The sequence below is a fragment of the Microbispora hainanensis genome (assembly GCF_036186745.1).
GTDB lineage: Bacteria > Actinomycetota > Actinomycetes > Streptosporangiales > Streptosporangiaceae > Microbispora.
Window position 1 is genome coordinate 5,909,988 of the sequence record NZ_CP108086.1, and the last position, 18,417, is coordinate 5,928,404.

Annotated in this window: 12 protein-coding genes; 7 read left to right on the forward strand and 5 right to left on the reverse strand. The window is 69.7% G+C overall.

Features of this window, described 5'->3' with window-relative positions; all coding sequences use genetic code 11:
• Positions 1–22: 22 nt before the first annotated feature.
• Positions 23–2,293 carry an MMPL family transporter gene (locus OHB01_RS27310; protein ID WP_328854157.1) on the reverse strand — a complete coding sequence of 757 codons (2,271 nt, stop codon included), beginning with the start codon at positions 2,291–2,293 and terminating at the stop codon, positions 23–25.
• Positions 2,283–2,687, reverse strand: a complete 405-nt coding sequence (locus OHB01_RS27315; RefSeq protein WP_328854158.1) for a hypothetical protein — start codon at positions 2,685–2,687, stop codon at positions 2,283–2,285. The genes OHB01_RS27310 and OHB01_RS27315 overlap by 11 nt, the downstream gene beginning before the upstream one ends.
• A gap of 298 nt (positions 2,688–2,985) precedes the next feature.
• On the opposite strand from OHB01_RS27315, the gene OHB01_RS27320 reads away from it, so the two are divergent.
• Both OHB01_RS27320 and OHB01_RS27325 read left to right on the forward strand, forming a co-directional pair.
• Entirely contained in the window at positions 2,986–6,936 is a 3,951-nt protein-coding gene (locus OHB01_RS27320) for a ThuA domain-containing protein (protein WP_168066072.1), read from the forward strand.
• 131 nt (positions 6,937–7,067) lie between these two features.
• Positions 7,068–7,709, forward strand: coding sequence for a hypothetical protein (locus OHB01_RS27325; RefSeq protein ID WP_328854159.1), 642 nt, complete (start codon positions 7,068–7,070; stop codon positions 7,707–7,709).
• Between the two features lie 116 nt (positions 7,710–7,825).
• Here the strand turns inward: OHB01_RS27325 and OHB01_RS27330 are convergent, their stop codons facing one another.
• The gene (locus OHB01_RS27330; RefSeq protein WP_142648862.1) at positions 7,826–8,989 is read right to left on the reverse strand and encodes an ROK family transcriptional regulator; all 1,164 of its coding nucleotides are present in this window, start codon (positions 8,987–8,989) and stop codon (positions 7,826–7,828) included.
• Between the two features lie 321 nt (positions 8,990–9,310).
• Here OHB01_RS27330 and OHB01_RS27335 point away from each other — a divergent pair, with 321 nt between their 5' ends.
• The 5 genes from OHB01_RS27335 to OHB01_RS27355 are packed head-to-tail and all read left to right on the forward strand — an operon-like array spanning position 9,311 to position 14,741.
• Complete coding sequence (locus OHB01_RS27335) at positions 9,311–10,756, forward strand: sugar ABC transporter ATP-binding protein (RefSeq protein ID WP_142648839.1); 1,446 nt, start codon at positions 9,311–9,313, stop codon at positions 10,754–10,756.
• Positions 10,753–11,751, forward strand: a complete 999-nt coding sequence (locus OHB01_RS27340; protein WP_142648838.1) for an ABC transporter permease — start codon at positions 10,753–10,755, stop codon at positions 11,749–11,751. Before OHB01_RS27335 ends, OHB01_RS27340 begins: the two co-directional genes overlap by 4 nt.
• Complete coding sequence (locus OHB01_RS27345) at positions 11,748–12,689, forward strand: ABC transporter permease (RefSeq protein ID WP_142648837.1); 942 nt, start codon at positions 11,748–11,750, stop codon at positions 12,687–12,689. The genes OHB01_RS27340 and OHB01_RS27345 overlap by 4 nt, the downstream gene beginning before the upstream one ends.
• Positions 12,676–13,905 carry an ABC transporter substrate-binding protein gene (locus tag OHB01_RS27350; protein WP_142648836.1) on the forward strand — a complete coding sequence of 410 codons (1,230 nt, stop codon included), beginning with the start codon at positions 12,676–12,678 and terminating at the stop codon, positions 13,903–13,905. Before OHB01_RS27345 ends, OHB01_RS27350 begins: the two co-directional genes overlap by 14 nt.
• 17 nt (positions 13,906–13,922) lie before the next feature.
• A complete protein-coding gene (locus OHB01_RS27355) occupies positions 13,923–14,741 on the forward strand; it encodes a sugar phosphate isomerase/epimerase family protein (RefSeq protein ID WP_260617337.1) in 819 nt (272 codons plus the stop codon).
• Between the two features lie 128 nt (positions 14,742–14,869).
• On the opposite strand, the gene OHB01_RS27360 is transcribed toward OHB01_RS27355, so the two are convergent.
• Positions 14,870–16,264 (reverse strand): lectin, encoded by a 1,395-nt coding sequence (locus OHB01_RS27360; protein WP_142648834.1) that lies wholly within the window; start codon positions 16,262–16,264, stop codon positions 14,870–14,872.
• 254 nt (positions 16,265–16,518) lie between these two features.
• Positions 16,519–18,186 (reverse strand): MBL fold metallo-hydrolase, encoded by a 1,668-nt coding sequence (locus OHB01_RS27365; protein ID WP_142648833.1) that lies wholly within the window; start codon positions 18,184–18,186, stop codon positions 16,519–16,521.
• Positions 18,187–18,417: the final 231 nt, after the last annotated feature.

An 18,417-nucleotide genomic window follows, 5' to 3' on the forward strand; every position in this document is an offset into this window, starting at 1 on the left:
CGCGGCAGTGTTCTGGAAGTGCTCACGATTCTCCCAGGCTGACGGCGGCTCTCACCGTGGGCGGGCCTGCTTCCGGCGGGCGCGCTGTCGTGTTGAACGGCCACCAGTTCCGCTCGCCGAGCATTATCGCGAGAGCGGGGACGAGCAGGGCCCGCACGAGGAAGGTGTCGGCGAGCAGGCCCAGGGTCACCACGAAGCCGATCTGGAACAGCGACTCCATCTGGATCACCATCAACGTGGCGAAGGTGGCGGCGAGCACGAGGCCCGCGGAGGTGATCACGCCACCGGTCCGCGCGAGGGCCTCCGTCACCGCACGGCGGGTTTCGTGCTTGCGGCGCTGCTCGCGGATCCGGCCGAGGAGGAACACGTTGTAATCGACGCCTAGGGCGACGAGGAAGATGAACGCGTATATCGGCAGATTCGGGTCCGAGGCCGGCTGGCCCATGAGGTGGGTGAAGACGAGGGAGCTGACGCCGAGGGCGAAGCCGAAGGAGAGGATCACGGTCGCGATCACGTAGAGCGGCATCACCACCGCACGCAGGAGCACGGCGAGGACGACGAGGATCAGGGCGAGGCTGACCGGGACGATCAGCCCGGTGTCACGGCCGAGTGCCTGGCGGGCATCGTAGTTCTCTGCCACGGTCCCGCCGATCATGACCGTCCGGCCGCCGGCCGCGCGCTCGGCGACCTCGCGCAGCGCGGGGACGGCGTCGGTGGCCTGCTCCGAGAACGGATCCATCCGCAGGTCCGCGTCGAAGGTGATCAGGTCGTTCGCGGAACCCGGCCGGCCTTGCGCCTCCGCCCCCGGGGAGGAGCCGTCCGCCCCGACCGACCTCGCCACCGCGTGCATGTCGGCGACCGGCGTGTGCGTGCCTTCGGTGAGAGCGCTCTGGACCTTCCCGGCCACATCGTCGGCCACGACGATGCGAAGCGGCGCCGCCCGGCCGGGGATGAAGTGGTCGCGGATCACCTGCTGGCCGAGGACCGAGTCCGGCGCCTCGCGGAAGGACTCGGAGAAGTCGAGCGCCGGACGCCCGCCGAGGCCGGCCAGCGCGCCCGCGGCGAGGACGGCGGCGACCGCCGCGGCGATCACCCCCGGGCGTGCGTGGACGAGGCCCGCGACGCGCTCCCAGAACGTGATCGCGGGTGCGGACCCGGGATCGAGGCGGGGGACCGCCGGCCAGAACGCCCGCCGGCCGAGCGCGGTGAGCACCGCGGGCAGGAGCGTCAGGCCGGCACAGACCATGACCGCGACGCCGAGGGCGAGGATCGGGCCCATCTCGCGCGTGGCGTTGAAGTCGGCGAGGGCGAGGATCGTCATCGTGCCGATGACGATCGCTCCGGCGGAGACGATCGCCGGGCCGGTGCGCCGGGCGGCGGCGACCATCGCCTCTCTGACGTCCCGCGTCCGGCGCAGCTCGTCGCGGAACCGCGCCACGATCAGCAGGCAGTAGTCGGTGCCCGCGCCGAACATCAGCACGACCAGGATCGAGGTCGTCTGCCCGCTGATGTCGGTGGCCCCGGCGGCGACGAGGCCGTAGGCGAGGCCGGAGGTGACCAGGTAGGCGAGGGCGACGACGGCCAGCGGCACCAGAGCGACCAGCGGCGAGCGGTAGGTCACGAGCAGCAGGAGCAGCAGTACGGCGACGGTGACCGCCAGGAGGGTTCCGTTGACCCCTCCGAGCGCGGCGTTCCGATCGGCCTCGAATCCGGCGCGGCCGGTCACGAAGGCCCTCAGCCCGCTCTCGTCGCCGGTGGCCGGCGGGACGACCTCGCGGATCGCCGCGACCGCCTGCTCGATGTCGGGCGTCGAGTCGTCGGCCATCAGGACCGTGCTCAAGATGACGGTTTCGTCGGGTGAGGTGAGCAGCGAGGCGCCCGGGCTCATGTCGAGCGGGTCGGCCTCGCCGCACGCGCGCTGGTATGGGGTGGCGACCATCCTCAGGTTCGGGATCGCGGCGGAGCGGCACAGCGCGAGGGCGTCGGTGTCGGCGCGCCGTCCGTCGTCCGGGGTGATCCCGCTCTCGCGGAAGTAGACGATCACCGCCGCCGTCTCGCTGCCGAGCCGGAACCGCTCGTCGACGATCTTCTTGACCGCCGCGGACTCGGATCCCCGGACGAGAAAGGTCTCGCTCTCGTCGGCGGCCCGCTCGTTGAGGTCGGCTTGCAGCGGCACCGCGAGCATCGCGAACGCGAGCCACGCCGCGATCACGACCCACCGTGACCGCCGGCCTGCGGCGATCATCGAAACCCTGGTGAGAAGCCGCATCGGGCCGCCGCCCTCAGAGACCACCACCGACACCCTCTATCTGGCTGACGACGCCGTGCGCGGTGTAGACGTAGATCCTCGCCAGGTCGATCTCTATCGGCACGGGCAGGCTCCTGTCGTCCTCGCGCGAGACGACGATCTCGCAGTTGTGGCGGGCCGCCTTCTCACGGGCCTCGGCCAGATCCAGACCGAGCAGCTCCGCCGTGTCGAAGGCGTTCTCCGCGGGCTTGTACTGGTCGGCACCCCCGTTCTGCCCGGTCTCCACCATCGGGCATTGCAGCGCGGTCAGGTCGCGCCCCTTCGCCTTCGCCTCGCCGGAGTCGTCGCTGCATCCCGTCAGGGTCAGCGCTCCGATGGTGATCGACACTGTGGCCGCAGCGACGCTGAGAAGTCGCCGGTGAACTCTCTGCCCGCTCATAGCGGGGACGCTAACCGACGAAACCGCCTGGATCAAGACAACTAACGTCAGCAATGAGGGAATCAACGTCAGATTGAGACTGACTTTCCATTTTCCAAGACGAAAGTTCTTGACACAAGGATAAAAGATGCGGACGCTACGTCTGAACCTCGGGCGGTCGAACCACATCGCTCCGGCCGCGGGGCTGGTCGCCGCCGCATAGGGAGAGGAAGTGAGTGGTATGCGGAACGCCGCGCTGCCCGCGCGGAGTGTGAGGCGTTCTCTGATCGCGCTGACTACGGTCGCTTTAGGGGCTCAGATGCTCACCCCGGCGACCACTGCCCAAGCGAAGAGCACCCCCCAGGCTGCTGCCGCCCCTGCGACGAGCACCGGGACGGCCGACAAAGGTTTCCTTGCGGCTCCTGCCAAGGCGGAGGACAGCAAGAGAATCCTCATCTATACCGGTACGACCGGATACCGGCACGCCGATGGGATCGACAACGGGCGCCCTGTGGTGCAGGCCGCTCTCGAGGACGCAGGCTACGAGGTCGATTGGGAGGACTGCGACAACAACGGCGGCGGCGCGAACAACTGCGACAACCCGAACAAGAATCCCCGGATCTTCACCGACGAGAACCTGTCCCGATACGACGCGATCCTGTTCCTGAACTCATCCTGGTCATGGGCAGGCGGCGGCCGGCCCGGACCGCTCCTCGACCAGGCCCAGCGCGACGCGTTGATCCGCTTCACCCAGAACAGCGGCGGAATCGCGGCCGTGCACAACATGACCGACGCCGGCGCCGGCACCTCCGTGTGGGACTGGTGGGACGGCGGGCCGGACAGCCTCATCGGCACGACGATGACCGCCCACTCGAACGGGTCGGCGACCGGCAACGCCGCGACCGTCCAGGTCGCCGACCACAACCACCTCTCCACCAAAGACCTGCCCGACACCTACCAGATCGCCGACGAGCACTACAACTTCGTCCGCAGCGTCCGGGGCACCCACCATGTGCTCGCGACCTTCGACGAGCGCACCTACAACACCGGCAGCCAGAAGATGGGCGCGGACCACCCCACGACGTGGTGCAAGCTCTACGACGGCGACAGGGTCAAGGACGGCACCGCCACCCAGCGGCCCTACAACGACGGACGGACCTGGGTGACCTCGCAGGGTCACTTCGGCGTTCGTTACACCGAGAACGGCGGCGACAACCCGCTGGTCAAGCAGATCGTCGGCGGGGTGCGCTGGGTCGCGGGCGAGGGGGACAAGACCGACTGCTCGGGCACCGTCTGGTCGAACTTCACCCGTACGACCCTGGTCGACAACGCGAACGGCCCGATGGCTCTCGACGTGGCGCGGGACGGCAAGCTCTACTGGACCGAGATCGGTCCCGCGACGGGCTACCAGACCCAGGGTTACGTGAAGATGCACGACCCGAACGGCCCGCCGAACAACTCGACCACGGTCGCGACGATCCCGACGCGCGCCGACCACGGCAACTCCGAAGACGGCGTGCTGGGGATGAGCCTGGAGCCGGGCTTCGATCTGTCGAAGCCGGACAAGCGCGACATCTATGTCTACTACTCCCCGCGCAACCCCGACTGGCCGACCACGGGCAACCAGCAGACGGTCGGCTACAACGTGATCAGCCGCTTCACGCTGAACGAGGACGGCACCGCGTTCCTGCCCGCACAGGCGGGAGGTGACCCGGCGCATCCGTACGACGAGCGGGAGATCCTGCGCGTGCCCAAGGCGAAGATCTCGGGCAACCCGTCAGGCTTCCCGGGCGGCCCCACCGACAACGGCCCCGGCCATGTCGGGGGCGCGGGCCTGGTGTTCGACTCCGAGGGCAACCTCTACCTCGGCGTCGGCGACGACACCTCGCCGAACGCGCCCGGCCACAACCGCTACCCGCCGATGGACCACCGTGCCTCGGAGCGCTGGGACGCGCGCAAGACGGCGGCGAACACCGCCGACCTGCGCGGCAAGATCCTGCGCATCAAGCCGATCGACGACATCCCGAGCGGCGAGGACCCCGGCCTGGACAAGACCTACACGGTTCCCGAGGGCAACATGTTCCCGCCGGGGACCGCGAAGACCCGGCCGGAGATCTACGCCATGGGCTTCCGGCAGCCCTTCACGGTGCACGTCGACCCCGCGCATCCGGGTACGGTCGTCGTCGGCGAGTACTGCCACGACAACTCGGTGGACCAGGCCGATCGTGCCCCGGCCGGCACCTGTGAGTGGGATCTGGTCGACAAGCCGAGCTTCCAGGGCTGGCCGTTCTGCGTCGGCGACAACTCGAAGACCAACACCACGTGGCGCTGGAACTACGCGACCAACTCCTCGACCGGCCAGCAGTACGACTGCTCGCTCGACAAGATCCCGTCCGACCTCACCTGGGCTCCGCCGGGGGGCACGGGCTCGCAGCCCACGTTCCAGGGCCTGGATGAGATCCCCGGCCCCGCCAAGCCGGCGACGATCTGGCGCAAGTACCCCGGCAACCCGGGCAGTCAGGATCCGCTGGCCTTCGGCGACCTGGGCTCCGGCGGCATGCAGCCGGTCACCGGCCCGGTCTACCGATACAAGGACAGCTACGGTCCCGGCGCCTTCCCGCCCTACTACGACGGCTCGTGGCTGATCACCAACCGTGGGGACGACAACGGGTTCTGGAAGGAGGTCCGCCTGCGGCAGGACAACAACCAGATGCTCCGGGTCAACGACTGGCTGCCGGTCAACCACTTCGGCACGCCGAACAACAGCTTCGTGATCCCGACCAGGTTCGGGCCCGACGGCGCCCTCTACATGGGGCGCTGGACCTTCGGCTGCTGCCGCAGCCAGATCAACTCCACGATGAAGATGGAGCTGGTCAAGATCGAGTTCAAGCCCCAGACCACGTGCGCCGAGGACACCCAGGCGCCGACGGTGTCGAACCAGATCGAGGGCCGGGCCCACCCCGGCCAGCAGAACACCTACATCGACTCGGCCACGCTCAAGCTCACCGCCAACGACGTCGGCTGTGCCGGCGTGGAGAAGGTCGAATACCGCGTTAACGGCGGAGAGTGGACCGCCTACGACGCGCCGGTCCCGTTCAAGACTCCGGGGAAGTACACCGTCGACTACCGGGCCACCGACTACTCCGGTAACACCTCCACCTCGCAGAGCGTCGTCTTCACTGTGGCCGACGGCGGCAAGACGCTCCCCACGACGTGCGACATCTACGCGATGGGCACGACGTGGAGTCCCGGCAACTGCGAGATCGCCCGCGGTGGCACCATCACCTGGCACTTCAACGCGCCCGACGCGGCGATGCCGCACGATGTCTGGCTCGTGCCGCCAGGCGGCAACCCGGACCCGAACGCCGGCGACATCTTCGAGGTCACCAAGGGCGCCGTCTCGCCGGGAGGCCCGCCGGTCTCGTACACCTTGGACAAGGAAGGGACCTGGACGGTCATCTGCAGGTTCCACTCGGGCTACGACGGCACGAAGTGGATCGGCATGGTCACGACGATCACGGTCGGAGGAGGGGCCGCGGGGGTGTACACCATCTCCGCCAAGCACAGCGGCAAGTTCGTCGCGCCGCAGAACGCCTCCACCGCAGATGACGCCCCGATCGTGCAGATGAGTGCGACGGAGGGCGGCGAGCAGCAGTGGGAGGCCGTTCCCTTCACCGCGGGGGCCTACCAGCTCAAGAACGTCAAGAGCGGCAAGTGCCTTGACGTGCCGAGGGGCTCGACGGCGACGGGCACCCAGCTCGTCCAGTACGCCTGCCATCCCGACGGGCACCAGGACCAGGTCAACCAGAGGTTCTATCTCGTCCCATCCGGAGACGCCTACCAGATCACTTCGGCGGTGAGCGGGCTGTGCCTCGACATCAACGGCAGGTCGACGGCCAACGGCGCCGCGTTGATCCAGTGGACCTGCAGCAACGACGACAACCAGCGGTTCGCCTTCACTCCGGTGTCCTCGTCTCCCGGCGTTCCGCTGACCGTGACCGCCTCGTCCCGCTGTGTGGGCACGTCGGCGTACGTGGCGGTGACGGCGGTCAACGACGGTGACGTGCCGGCGACGGTGGAGCTGACCACCCCGTACGGCTCGAAGACCGTGGCCGACGTGGCCCCGGGCAAGCAGGCCTACCAGTCCTTCAACGCGCGTGCCGGGCAGATCGGCGCGGGCAAGGCGACGGTCAAGGGGACCGCGACGATCGACGGCAAGCAGGTCACCGCGACCTACGACGCCGCCTACAACGCGATCAGCTGCGCCTGACCACGCCACCGGCGGTGACCTCGGACGACGGGGTCACCACGACGACGCCACCACGACGGGGTCACCGCCGTAGCTCAACCCGGGGCCGGCCGCCCGGCAGGCCGGCCCCGCCCCCCATGGATGGAGCGAACATGAAAATCAACAGAGCGACGCAGGTGCTCGCCGCGTCCGTGCTCGGTCTGGCCCTCGCGGGTGCCGGCCTGGCCGGTCCCGCGGCGGCCGACGACGACCCCGCCGGCACCGGCGGCGTCGACGTGTCGGTGAACATCCAGTCCACCAGCACGCCCGGTCAGCTGTCGATGACGGTGGCCGACAACACGGGGGTGTCGCTGGAGGAGAACGGGTCGGACGCCACCGCCCGCCAGTTCACCGGCACCCTGCCGACGGTCACCGTGACCGACACCCGCACCCCCGAGGAGATCCCCGCGGGCGAGTACTGGGCGGTCGTGGGCCAGGCCAGCGAGTTCGTCGCGGCCGACGACCCGAGCAAGAAGATCGGCCCGGAGTACCTGGGCTGGAAGCCGCGCCTGCTGAGCGACTCCTCCACCGGTGCGGTGGCGGCCGGTGAGCCGGTCTCCAGCGTCATCTCCGACGGCTCCGGAGCTCCCACGGTGGGTCTGGAGGGCCAGGAGCTGCTGGTCTCCACCGCCAACTCCGCCGACGAGATCGGCACCTCCCAGGTCAACGCCGACCTCGCCCTGCGCACCCCGGTCGACGTCGCCGCCGGCGAATACCACTCCACCATCACGCTGTCGCTGTTCAACCAGTCCTGAACCGGCGGCGGGAGCGGAAAAGGAAAGGGCCACCCCTCCGCCGGAGGGGTGGCCCGGATATTCCGAGGCGTACGTCCGATTTATAGGTCAGACGGTAAGGCGGTATTTGACAGAAGTCACGTAGTAAATGACCGATCGACCGTTTCGGGATCCAGGATGCGCTCGATAACCATGACGGCGGCGCCGGTGACGCCCGCCCGGTCACCGAGCTCGCTCGCGCGAATGCCGAGACTCTGGGTCGCCAGTGGCAGCGAGCGGCCGTAAACCATTTCGCGTACGCCCGCCAAAAGGTGATCGCCCGCTTCGACCAGGTCGCCCCCGATCACGATCAGCGTGGGGTTGAAGAAGTTGACGATCGAGGCGAGCGCGCTGCCGACCTCTCTGCCACCCTGTCTGACAAAGCGGATGGCAAGAGAGTTGCCCTCCTTTGTCAGACGGACGACATCCCGGCCATCGGCGACGTCGAGCCCCGCGTCGCGGAGGCGGGCGGCCAGAGCCGCGCCGCCTGCCACGGCCTCCAGGCAGCCGACGTAGCCGCAGCGGCACTGCACCTGGTCGATGGTGGGTATGCGGATGTGGCCGATGTCCCCTGCGGCGCCTCGGGCCCCGCGATGCAGCCGGCGTCCGGCGATGATGCCACAGCCGATGCCGGTGCCCACCTTGACGAAGATCAGATGCTCGACCTCGGGGTGGACGGCCCAGTGCTCGCCCAGCGTCATGATGTTCACGTCGTTGTCGACGAGCACCGGGACGCCGAGCCGCTCGCCGAGCCAGCCGGGCACGGGGAAGCCGTCCCAGCCCGGCATGATCGGCGGGCTGACCGCCGTGCCGCTCGCGTGGTCCACGGGGCCGGGGAGGCCGACGCCGACGCCGCACACGTCCGACAGCGGGCGGCCGCACTCGGCGAGCAGTTCCCGGAAGGTGTCGAGAACCCAGCTCAAGGTCGGCACGGGTCCGCGGTCGATGCGCAGGTCGGCGGCACGTTCCGCCAGGACGGCCCCGCCGAGGTCGCTGGCGGCGATTCTGGCGTGGGTGACACCGAGGTCGGCGGCCAGCACGATGCGGGCCTCACGGTGGAAGGAGAAGGCGGTGGCGGGCCTGCCGCCCGATGGAGTCGTGTCCTCGGAGGGCAGGATCAGGCGCTGGTGCAGCAGAGCGTCGATCCGCTGGGACACCGCGCTTCTTGACAGACCAGTGAGCTGGACCAGCTCAGCGCGGGTACGCGCTCGCCCGTCACGGAGGATCGAGAGTAGTGCTCCCGCTCCGGTCCCACCGGGCATGCCCTGAGCCACTGGCACTCCTTACTGCTCGACGTTTCCTTATGTTTTACCCTACTCCCCTTTTGCTTGACCAAAGTCATAAGTCGTGTATACGCTCGCGGCACTATGTAGGCGGCGCACCTAAAGTTCTGACACTCTCAGACAAGGTGCCGGGCCGGGAGCGAGTTTTATGACCTGTGTTAACGGCGTGCCCGAGCCGGGAATCCAGACCCAGCGGTACGGCAATAGCCGGGCCCTTGCTCACTTCGCCTCCGCGGGTGGCCACGCCACGCGAATCCGTGAGGCTTTTCTCCCTTCCGTTCCCGCGGCGGAGTAGACCCGATGCTGACCATGACGGGCATCGGCAAGAGCTTCTTCGGCGTCCGGGTGTTGTCCGGAGTCGACCTCGCGGTCGTGCCGGGCGAGGTCCACGCGATCGTGGGGGAGAACGGGGCGGGCAAGTCCACGCTCATGAAGATCCTCGCCGGAGTGCACGCACACGACGAGGGGACGATCGAGATCGACGGCAGGCGCGTGTCGTTCGGCCATCCGCTGGACGCCCAGCGCGCCGGCGTCGCGATCATCTATCAGGAGTTCAACCTGCTGCCCGAGCGGACCGTGTCCGAGAACGTCTTCCTCGGCAGGGAACCGATGCGGCGCGGCCTGGTCGACCGGACCGCGATGGACACCGCGACCGCCCGGCTGCTCGCCGAACTGGGTGAGGACTCCTTCGGTCCCCGGCAACCGGTCAAGCGCCTGTCGGTCGCTCAGCAGCAGGTCGTGGAGATCGTCAAGGCGCTGTCGCTCGACGCCCGGATCGTCGTGATGGACGAGCCCACCGCCGCGCTCGCCGAGCACGAGGTCGAACTGCTCTACCGGCTGGTGCGGCGCCTGCAGGAGCGAGGCATCGCCGTGCTCTACATCTCTCACCGGCTTCGCGAGGTGTTCGACCTCAGCGATCACGTGACGGTCATCAAGGACGGCAAGCTGGTCACGACGGTCGCCACCGGGGACGTCACGTCCGAGGATCTGGTCCGCCTCATGGTCGGGCGCGATCTGAACGGTTACTTCCCGCCACGCTCCACCTCGGCCGGGGAGACACGGCTCCGGGTCACCGGCGGCGGCAACGACCGGCTGCACGACATCGACCTGGAGCTGCACGCGGGAGAGATCGTCGGCATCGCAGGGCTTCAGGGATCCGGCCGATCGGAGCTGGCGAAGGCCCTGTTCGGCGCCGAGCCGTTCACCCGGGGCGAGATGACGCCGGTGCGCCCGCGCTCGGTCCGCGAGGGGATCCGGGCCGGAATCGGCCTGGTGACCGAGGACCGCAAGAGCGAGGGCCTGGCCCTGCGTCAGTCGGTGCGCGACAACGCCCTGCTCGTGACCCGCGCGATGGGCCGTGGCGCTCGCCGCAGCGGGGTGCGGGACCTGCTGGAACGTGTACGGCTCAAGCCGCCCCGCGAGGAGCAGGAGGTTCGCTACCTGTCCGGCGGCAACCAGCAGAAGGTCGTGCTCGCCAAGTGGATGACCGTCGCCCCGAAGGTGCTCCTGTTCGACGAGCCCACCCGCGGGGTCGACGTGGGCGCCAAGGCGGCCATCCACGACCTGATGCGCGAGCTGGCCGAGGACGGCATGGCGATCATGATGATCTCCTCCGAGCTGCCCGAGCTGATCGGCATGAGCGACCGCATCGTCGTGCTCCGGGAGGGCCGCATCGCGGGCACCCTCCCCGCGGGCTCCTCAGAGGAGGCCATCATGAGCCTGGCCGCGGGCGAGGTGTCCGCATGACCCCGAACGTGCTCGCCGGCCGCAGGGCCAGGTTCGCCGCGCTGGCGAACCCCACGAGTGTCGTCTTCCTGGCACTGGCCGGCGTGATCCTCGTGGGCTGGGCGCTGGTGGCCGTGGACGGCGGCCAGTTCCTCACATTGGAGACCATCGTCGGGATCCAGCAGCGCTCGGCGGCGCTCGGGATCGTCGCGGTGGGCCAGACGCTGGCCATCATGGCGGGATCGCTCGACCTGTCGGTCGCCTATCTGATCAGCCTCACCTCGCTGGTCGCGGCGGTGACCATGGCGGGCCAGGACTCCAACATCGTGCTCGCGGTCGTCGCCGTCATGGGAGTGAGCGCACTGGTCGGGCTGGTCAACGGCCTGATGATCAGCAAGTTGCGCGTGCACGCGTTCATCGCCACCCTCGGCGTCTCGCTGATCATCAAGGGAATCCTGAGCGACCTCTACGACGGCCCGGCCGGCCGGGTGCCGGAGTCCTTCCAGCACCTCGGCTACGACCGGCTCGGCCCCGTGCCCGTCTCGGCGTTGCTCTGGGCCGCGGTCGCCTTCGTCGCCTGGTTCCTGCTCAGACGGACCAAGTACGGCTACCGGGTGTACGCCGTCGGCGGTGACGTCGAGGTCGCCAGGTTGTCCGGCATCCGCACCGACCGGGTGATCGTCGTCACGCACGTGCTGTGCTCGCTCTGTGCCGGCATCGCGGGACTGCTGCTGGCCAGCAGGCTCGGCGCCGGAGCCCCGACCGTGGGAACCGACGGTGGATACGACCTCGAGTCGATCGCCGCCGTCGTCCTCGGCGGCACCGCGCTGGCCGGGGGCAGAGGCGGGGTCGCGGGCACCGTGGGCGGCGTGCTGCTGCTCGCCGTCCTGGACAGCGTGTTCAACCAGCTGGAAGTGAACTCCTTCTTCAAGGACGTCGTACGAGGCGTGGTGATCGTCGTCGCCGTCGCCGTTTACGCCCGGCGTACGGGCCTGGTCGGAAGGAGGCGGACGTGAAGCGTGCGCTGCCGATTCTCGCGGTGCTGGCGGTGCTGCTGGCCGCCATCGCGATCGTCAACCCGTTCTTCATCGAGCCTGCCGGGTTCCTGTCCTTCGTCAGGCGCGCCGCGCCCCTGGTCATCCTCGCCGCCGGGCAGTACCTGGTGATCGTCGCCGGCGAGTTCGACCTGTCGGTCGGATCGCTGGTCACCGTCGAGGTTGTCGTCGCCGCCCGCCTGATCGACGGGGACGAGGCGGCGACCTGGCCGGTGCTGGCCCTGCTGATCGTTCTCGGCCTGGTCGTCGGTCTGGTCAACGGCGCGGTGACGACACTCCTGCGCGTGCCCTCGTTCATCACCACGCTCGGCATGATGCTCGTGCTGTCCGGCGCGGTCTTCCTGTGGACGGGCGGCGCGCCGCGCGGCGCGCTCTCGGAAGCCTTCCGCATGTTCGGCAGGCAGACCGGATGGGCCGTGCTCATCCTCGTGGTCGTCGCCGTCGCGGCCGTGCTGCTGATGCGGGCCAACTTCGGCAGGACGCTCATCGCCATCGGCGACAACGAGCGCGCGGCCGCCCTGTCCGGCGTACGGGTCACCAGGGTGAGGATCATCGCCTTCATCCTCTCCGGCCTGTCCGCCGCGGTGGCCGGAATCCTGCTCGGCGGGTTCGCCGGAGTGTCCGCTCAGGTCGGCCAGGGGCTGGAGTTCCAGGCGATCACCGCGGTCGTCCTGGGCGGCGTCGTCCTCGGCGGTGGCCGCGGCACGGTCATCGCCGCGATAGCCGGGGCGTTCACCCTGGAGGCACTGTTCACCCTGCTGAACCTGTACGGCGTCTCCGGGGCGCTGAAGTTCACCGTGCAGGGCGTCATCCTCATCGCCGCCGTCGCGGCAGGAGCCATCCGTCTTCCCTTCCTCGATGCCCCGAAAGTTAAAGGAGACGCCCATGCGGTTTCGTAGACCGCTCATCCTCGCCGCTTCGGCTCTGACGGTGTTGGCCGTCGGCGGCTGCACCAGCGACAAGCCGAGCACCACCACGGCCGCCGACACGGGCGCGGACACGGCGCAGACCGCGGCCGCTTCGGCGGCGCCGGCCTCGGGAACCGGTGAGCAGTCCAAGTTCTTCGTCCAGGCCGACTACGACGCTCAGCTCGCGATGCGCTCGCAGACGCCGGAGGGGCCGGCGGACAAGCCCTGGGAGCAGGCCATCGCGCCGGAGATGGTCTCCACCGCCGACTACAAGAAGGACGGGCCTTACAACCTGTGCTTCTCCAACGCGGCGGTCGACAATCCCTGGCGGCAGGTCGGCTGGAAGACCATGCAGGCCGAGGTGGCGTTGCACAAGGAGATCTCCAAGCTCACCGCTCTCGACGCCGAGGGCAAGGACGACAAGCAGATCTCCGACATCTCCGAGCTGCAGGCCAAGGGCTGCGACGCGCTGATCGTCTCGCCCAACACCACGGCGACGCTCACTCCGGCCGTCAAGGCCGCCTGCGAGAAGGTCCCGGTCATCGTCTTCGACCGGGGCGTCGAGACCGACTGCCCGGTGACGTTCATCAAGCCGATCGGCGGCTACGCGTTCGGCGCCGACGCGGCCGAGTTCCTCGTGGAGAAGGTCCCGGCGGGCGGGAAGATCCTGGCGCTGCGCATCAGCCCCGGGGTGGACGTGCTGGAGACCCGCTGGTCGGCGGCGAAGGTCGCCTTCGACGCGAGCGGCCTCCAGGTCGTCGGCGTGGAGTTCACCGACGGCGACGCGGCCAAGGCCAAGGGCATCGTCAACGACTACATCCAGCGGCACGGCAAGCTCGACGGCGTCTGGATGGACTCGGGAGCCACCTCCGTGGCCGTCGCCGAGGCGTTCGAGGACGCCGGCATGCCCGTCCCGCCGATGACCGGGGAAGACCAGCAGGACTTCCTGCGCAAGTGGAAGGACGACGGTCTCACCGCCGTCGCTCCCACGTACCCCACCTACCAGTGGCGCACACCGATCATCGCCGCCCTGAAGATCCTCAAGGGTGAGGAGGTGCCGAAGGTGTGGAACCTGCCGCAGCCCAAGATCACGCAGGAGACCCTCGACCGCTACCTGCAGCCGAACATGCCGCCGCTGCACTACGCGCTGTGCGGCTGTGAGGGGATGCCGGGATTCCCCGAGCAGTGGGGCGGTAAGAAGGGGTGAGCGCTTTCCCTCTCGGAGTGAACACGTGGGTGTGGGTGTCGCCGCTGACGGACGACGATCTCGCGTCCCTCGTTCCCCGGATCGCGGCCTGGGGGTTCGACGTCATCGAGCTGCCGGTGGAGCGGCCCGGCGACTGGGATCCCCAGAAGGCCGCGGCGCTGCTGGCCGAGCACGGGCTGAAGGCGTCGGTGGTGCTGGTCATGCCGCCGGGGCGGGAGCTCGTGGCGGCCACGGCCGGGGTCGTCGAGGAGACCCAGGACTACCTGCGGCACTGCGTGGACGTGGCGGCCGTCGTGGGCTCCCCGGTGATCGGCGGGCCCGCCTACGCCTCCGTCGGCAGGACCTGGCGGATGTCGGACGACGAGCGCCGGACGGTCTACGCCGAGCTCCGGAACAACCTGGAGCCCGTGGCCGGCTACGCGGGCGAGCGAGGTGTGACGATCGCGGTGGAGCCGCTCAACCGTTACGAGACCAGTCTGCTCAACACCGTCGAGCAGGCACTCGAAGCACTGCCCGGCGGATGCGGCCTGGCGCTCGACGTCTATCACATGAACATCGAGGAGAAGGATCCGGCGCAGGCCGTACTCGCCGCGGCCGGCCGGATCGCGCACGTGCAGGTCTGCGGAACGGATCGGGGCACACCAGGCGCCGACCGCTTCGACTGGCCCGCCTTCACCCAGGCCCTGCGTGACGTGGGCTATACGGGCCCCCTCGTCATCGAGTCCTTCACCGCCCACAACCAGACGATCGCCACCGCGGCCTCCATCTGGCGGCCGCTCGCGCCGACCCAGGACTCCCTCGCCACGGACGGCCTGGCCTTCCTCAGGTCGCTGTAGCCGGAGGTCCCTGTAGCCGGAGGTCGCTGTAGCCGGCCCCGTGGTTCCCCGCCGACGGCGGGGAACCACGGGAGCCGAGCACGTACGTCACCGGGACCGCGCTGGTCGCCGGCAGCGGCCGGGGAGCGTCAGCCGCGGGTCCAGCGCTGGTTCGCGCCGCCGTTGCAGGTCCACGTCTGCACCTTGGTGCCGTTGGCCGTCTGGTTGCCGTTCACGTCCAGGCACAGGCCGGACTGGACTCCGACGATGGTGCCGGTGGAGTTGACCGTCCACTTCTGGTTGGCGCCGCCGTTGCAGTCCCAGATGCCCACCGTCCCGCCGGCCGTGGTCCGCTGGTCGAACACGTCCAGGCACTTCGTCCCGCCGAACGTGCGCAACTCCCCGGAGGAGGTGAGGGACCACTTCTGGTTGGCGCCGCCGTGGCAGTCGTAGATCTGCACGGTCGAGCCGTTGGTCGCGGCGCCGCCGGCGACGTCGAGGCAGCGCCCCGACTGGGCGCCGACGAGCGTGAAGCTCTGCGGGGCCTGCGGGGCCGCCCAGGTGCCGGTCTCCGCGTCGATGGTCCAGGAGTCGTAGAACGCGTTCATCGAGGCGGTGGAGCCGCTGATCGTGAGCGGCAGCCACACGGGCGTCGAGCTGTTGAGGTCGTTCGGGTTCCACCGGTCGCCGACGTAGAGGTACGTGGTGCCCGACGAACCCGTCACCGGCACGACGGAGGAGGTCTGGGAGTCGAACGTGCGGCTGCCGGGAGGGGCGAACGTGGTGAATCCGCTCCACGGCCCGGACAGGGAGGTCGCGGTGGCGTACGCGTTGTCGTTGGTGGACCAGCCGGTCAGGTGCGAGGCGAACAGGAAGTATCGTCCGTTCACCTTGACCATCGCCGGAGACTCCAGGTCGGCGAGCACCGCCGTCGTGCTCACCGCCTGGGTGTAGTCCGCGGAGAGCCGGTCGATGCGCAGGCCGTGGCTGCGGTCCTCGGTCAGCAGATAGGCCGTGCCGTCGTCGTCCTTGAACAGGCCCAGATCCCGGCTCTCGAATCCCAGCGGACGCGAGGAGCCGCGGTAGGTGTACGGCCCGCACGGCGTCGGGCTGGTGGCCACGCCCGCCCGCGCGTCGCTGTAGGAGGAGTTGTCGATGTGCACCCACATGACGTACTGGCCGGTCGCCGAATTGTAGATCACCTTCGGCCGTTCCACGATCCGCCCGGCGGCGAGGTCGCCGCTGCCCTGCCGGCTCAGCGCGTTGCCCACCCGGGTCCAGGTGGCCAGGTCCGTGGAGGAGTAGCAGGCGACCGCCGTGAACGTGGCACCGGCGCTCTTGTCCTCGCCCACCATGTAGTAGGTCGAGCCGACCTTGAAGAACCCGGCGCCGTGCGCCTGCAGCCGGTTGCCCGCCGTGTCGTACCACATGACGCCGGGATGGAGCGTCACGGCGGCGGCGGACCCCGTGGCGGGCGCGAACAGCCCGGCGATCAGCAGGATGGTCGTGCCGAGGGCCGTGAACCACGCGCGGATGCGTCTCATGGGTGCCTCACCTGGGGGATGGACGGTCGGGCGTGGCCATGGGCAGAGCCGGGCGAAGCGTCGGGCGTCACGTGGTCACGGGGACGGAGTGCCGATCTTCGGCTTCGGGGCTCCCCGGACCTTAGACACGATCCGGCAACGCGATCAAGACCCGGCCCGCCCGCCTGCCGGCCCGTGCGCGATGACCTCGGCCCCGGCCGCCCGCCGGGGCCGGACGAGCCGAAACTTTCACGAGGCGGTGTCGCTACGGCCCGTCACCCGGCCGGGTCCAGTTCGAGGCCGGCGCGTGCGGCGTAGTGCATGAACTTGAACGGGTCGAGCAGCTGGTTGCGCGCGACCATCGACTCCAGCAGGCTCTGCCGCAGGCCGGCGAGCTCGGGAGTGCCGGGATGGCTGAGCAGTCCCAGGTCGACGAGGTGCAGGGCCAGCGGATGCTCGCCGCGCCGCGCGAGCTCCCGCCCCGCCGTGGCGAAGGCCGCGGCGCTCCGGCCGCCCAGCAGGTCGAGCGCGGCCGACAGCTCGGCGGAGGTGAACTGCTCGACGCCCTCGCCGCTGTGATGCCAGTAGCCGGTACGCAGGCGATGCACCCGCTGGACGAAGGTGTCACGGCTGACCAGGTACGGCATGACCGCCGCGGGATGGTCCCGGAGGACGTCGGGCAGGTGGCCGAGCCGCAGGATCTCGGCGAGCGTCAGACCGTCCGAGATCGCAGCGATGGTGATCCGCTCCAGGTCGCGCAGTGCGGCCAGCAGGCCGGGGAACGCCTCGACGGGGAAGTTCTCGGTCAGCGCCGGATGCCCGTGGACGAGCGTGCGCGGCCGCAGGTCCATGACCGTCCGCATGGCGTCGAACAGCCCCTGCGGCGAGCCCTCCGCGAGGGTCGGCGAGCCGAGATAGGGCATGCACATGTCGCCGACGAAGGCCACGTCCAGGCCGGGGAGGTGGACGACCAGCCCGTCGTCGGTCTCCCCTCCCGCGATCGGGACGAGCGTGAAGTCCACGCCGCCGATGGTCAGCTTCTCCACGGCGTCCACCAGCAGGCCGGGGGCGACGTGGGCCTGGCGGCCGTGGCCTTGGGGCAGGTAGTAGCCCAGCGGCGGCGGGCCGGAGTTCTGCAGCGCGAGCTCGCGGGGGAAGTTCGCCTGGGCGATCACCATCGCGCCGTCGGCAGTGAGGGCGTCGAGGCCGCCGACATGGTCCAGATGGGCATGCGTGAGGATCACGTGGGTGACGGGCAGCTCGGTGACCTCGCGGAGCGCGCGGAGCGCCGCGGCCGCGTGCCCCGGCGTGCTCGCCGCGTCGACGGCGACCACACCCGTGCCGGTGACGACGAAGCCGACGTCGGCGAAGTCGTAGCCCTGCGCCACGTGGACGCCCGGAGCGTGCTCGACCAGGCGCGGGGGGACGAAACGGAACCCGTCCCCGGGATTCGCCCAGTAGCCGGTGATCAGATGACCACCCCGGGCCCGGGCTCGCGCGGCGTCCTCGGCGCGTCCGAGCAGCTCGTACGCGTGTGACAGCGCCGCGTGGACGGGCCGCATGAAGCCCGGCGGGAACTGGTCCCTGACCATGAGGACGAACTCCAGGTCCGCGACGACGGTCTCCGCGCGTCCCGCGCACCCGGGCAGGCCGGCCAGGGAGATCCCGCGGTAGTAGTGGGGGAGCCCGAGGTCCAGCTCGGTGGCGGCGTCGAGCTTGGCGATCGCCTCCTCGGCCTGGCCGTCCAGCCGGGACTGGAAGGCGCCGGCGAGCGCCAGCAGCAGCCCGTCGCCCGGCGTCCGCGACGACAGCTCCGCGAAGAACCGGAACCCCTCCGCGTCGAGGCCGGCCGCCGTGAACTGGGCGGCCAGCACGATCCTGACGCGCCGGTCGGCGTTCGGCCACGTGGCGGCCCGGGACAGCGCCGCGATCTCTTCGTTCATCGGGAACCTCCGAGGAAACCCGCCCCGCCGGGGCGCCGGATGAATGCGAGGGCGGAGGGTCGCGGCGCCCGCGCCGCCGACAAGCCCGGGTCCGACGCGCTGCGCGAGCCTGCCGGCGAACGGCGCGCTTGCGGGGGAGCGAAGGGGACCGGAGCCACGGGCGGCGGGCCGAGAGACGTGCTCGCGGCCGACCGCCGTTCACGATTGGTCATGACGCACTTCTAAAGTTCT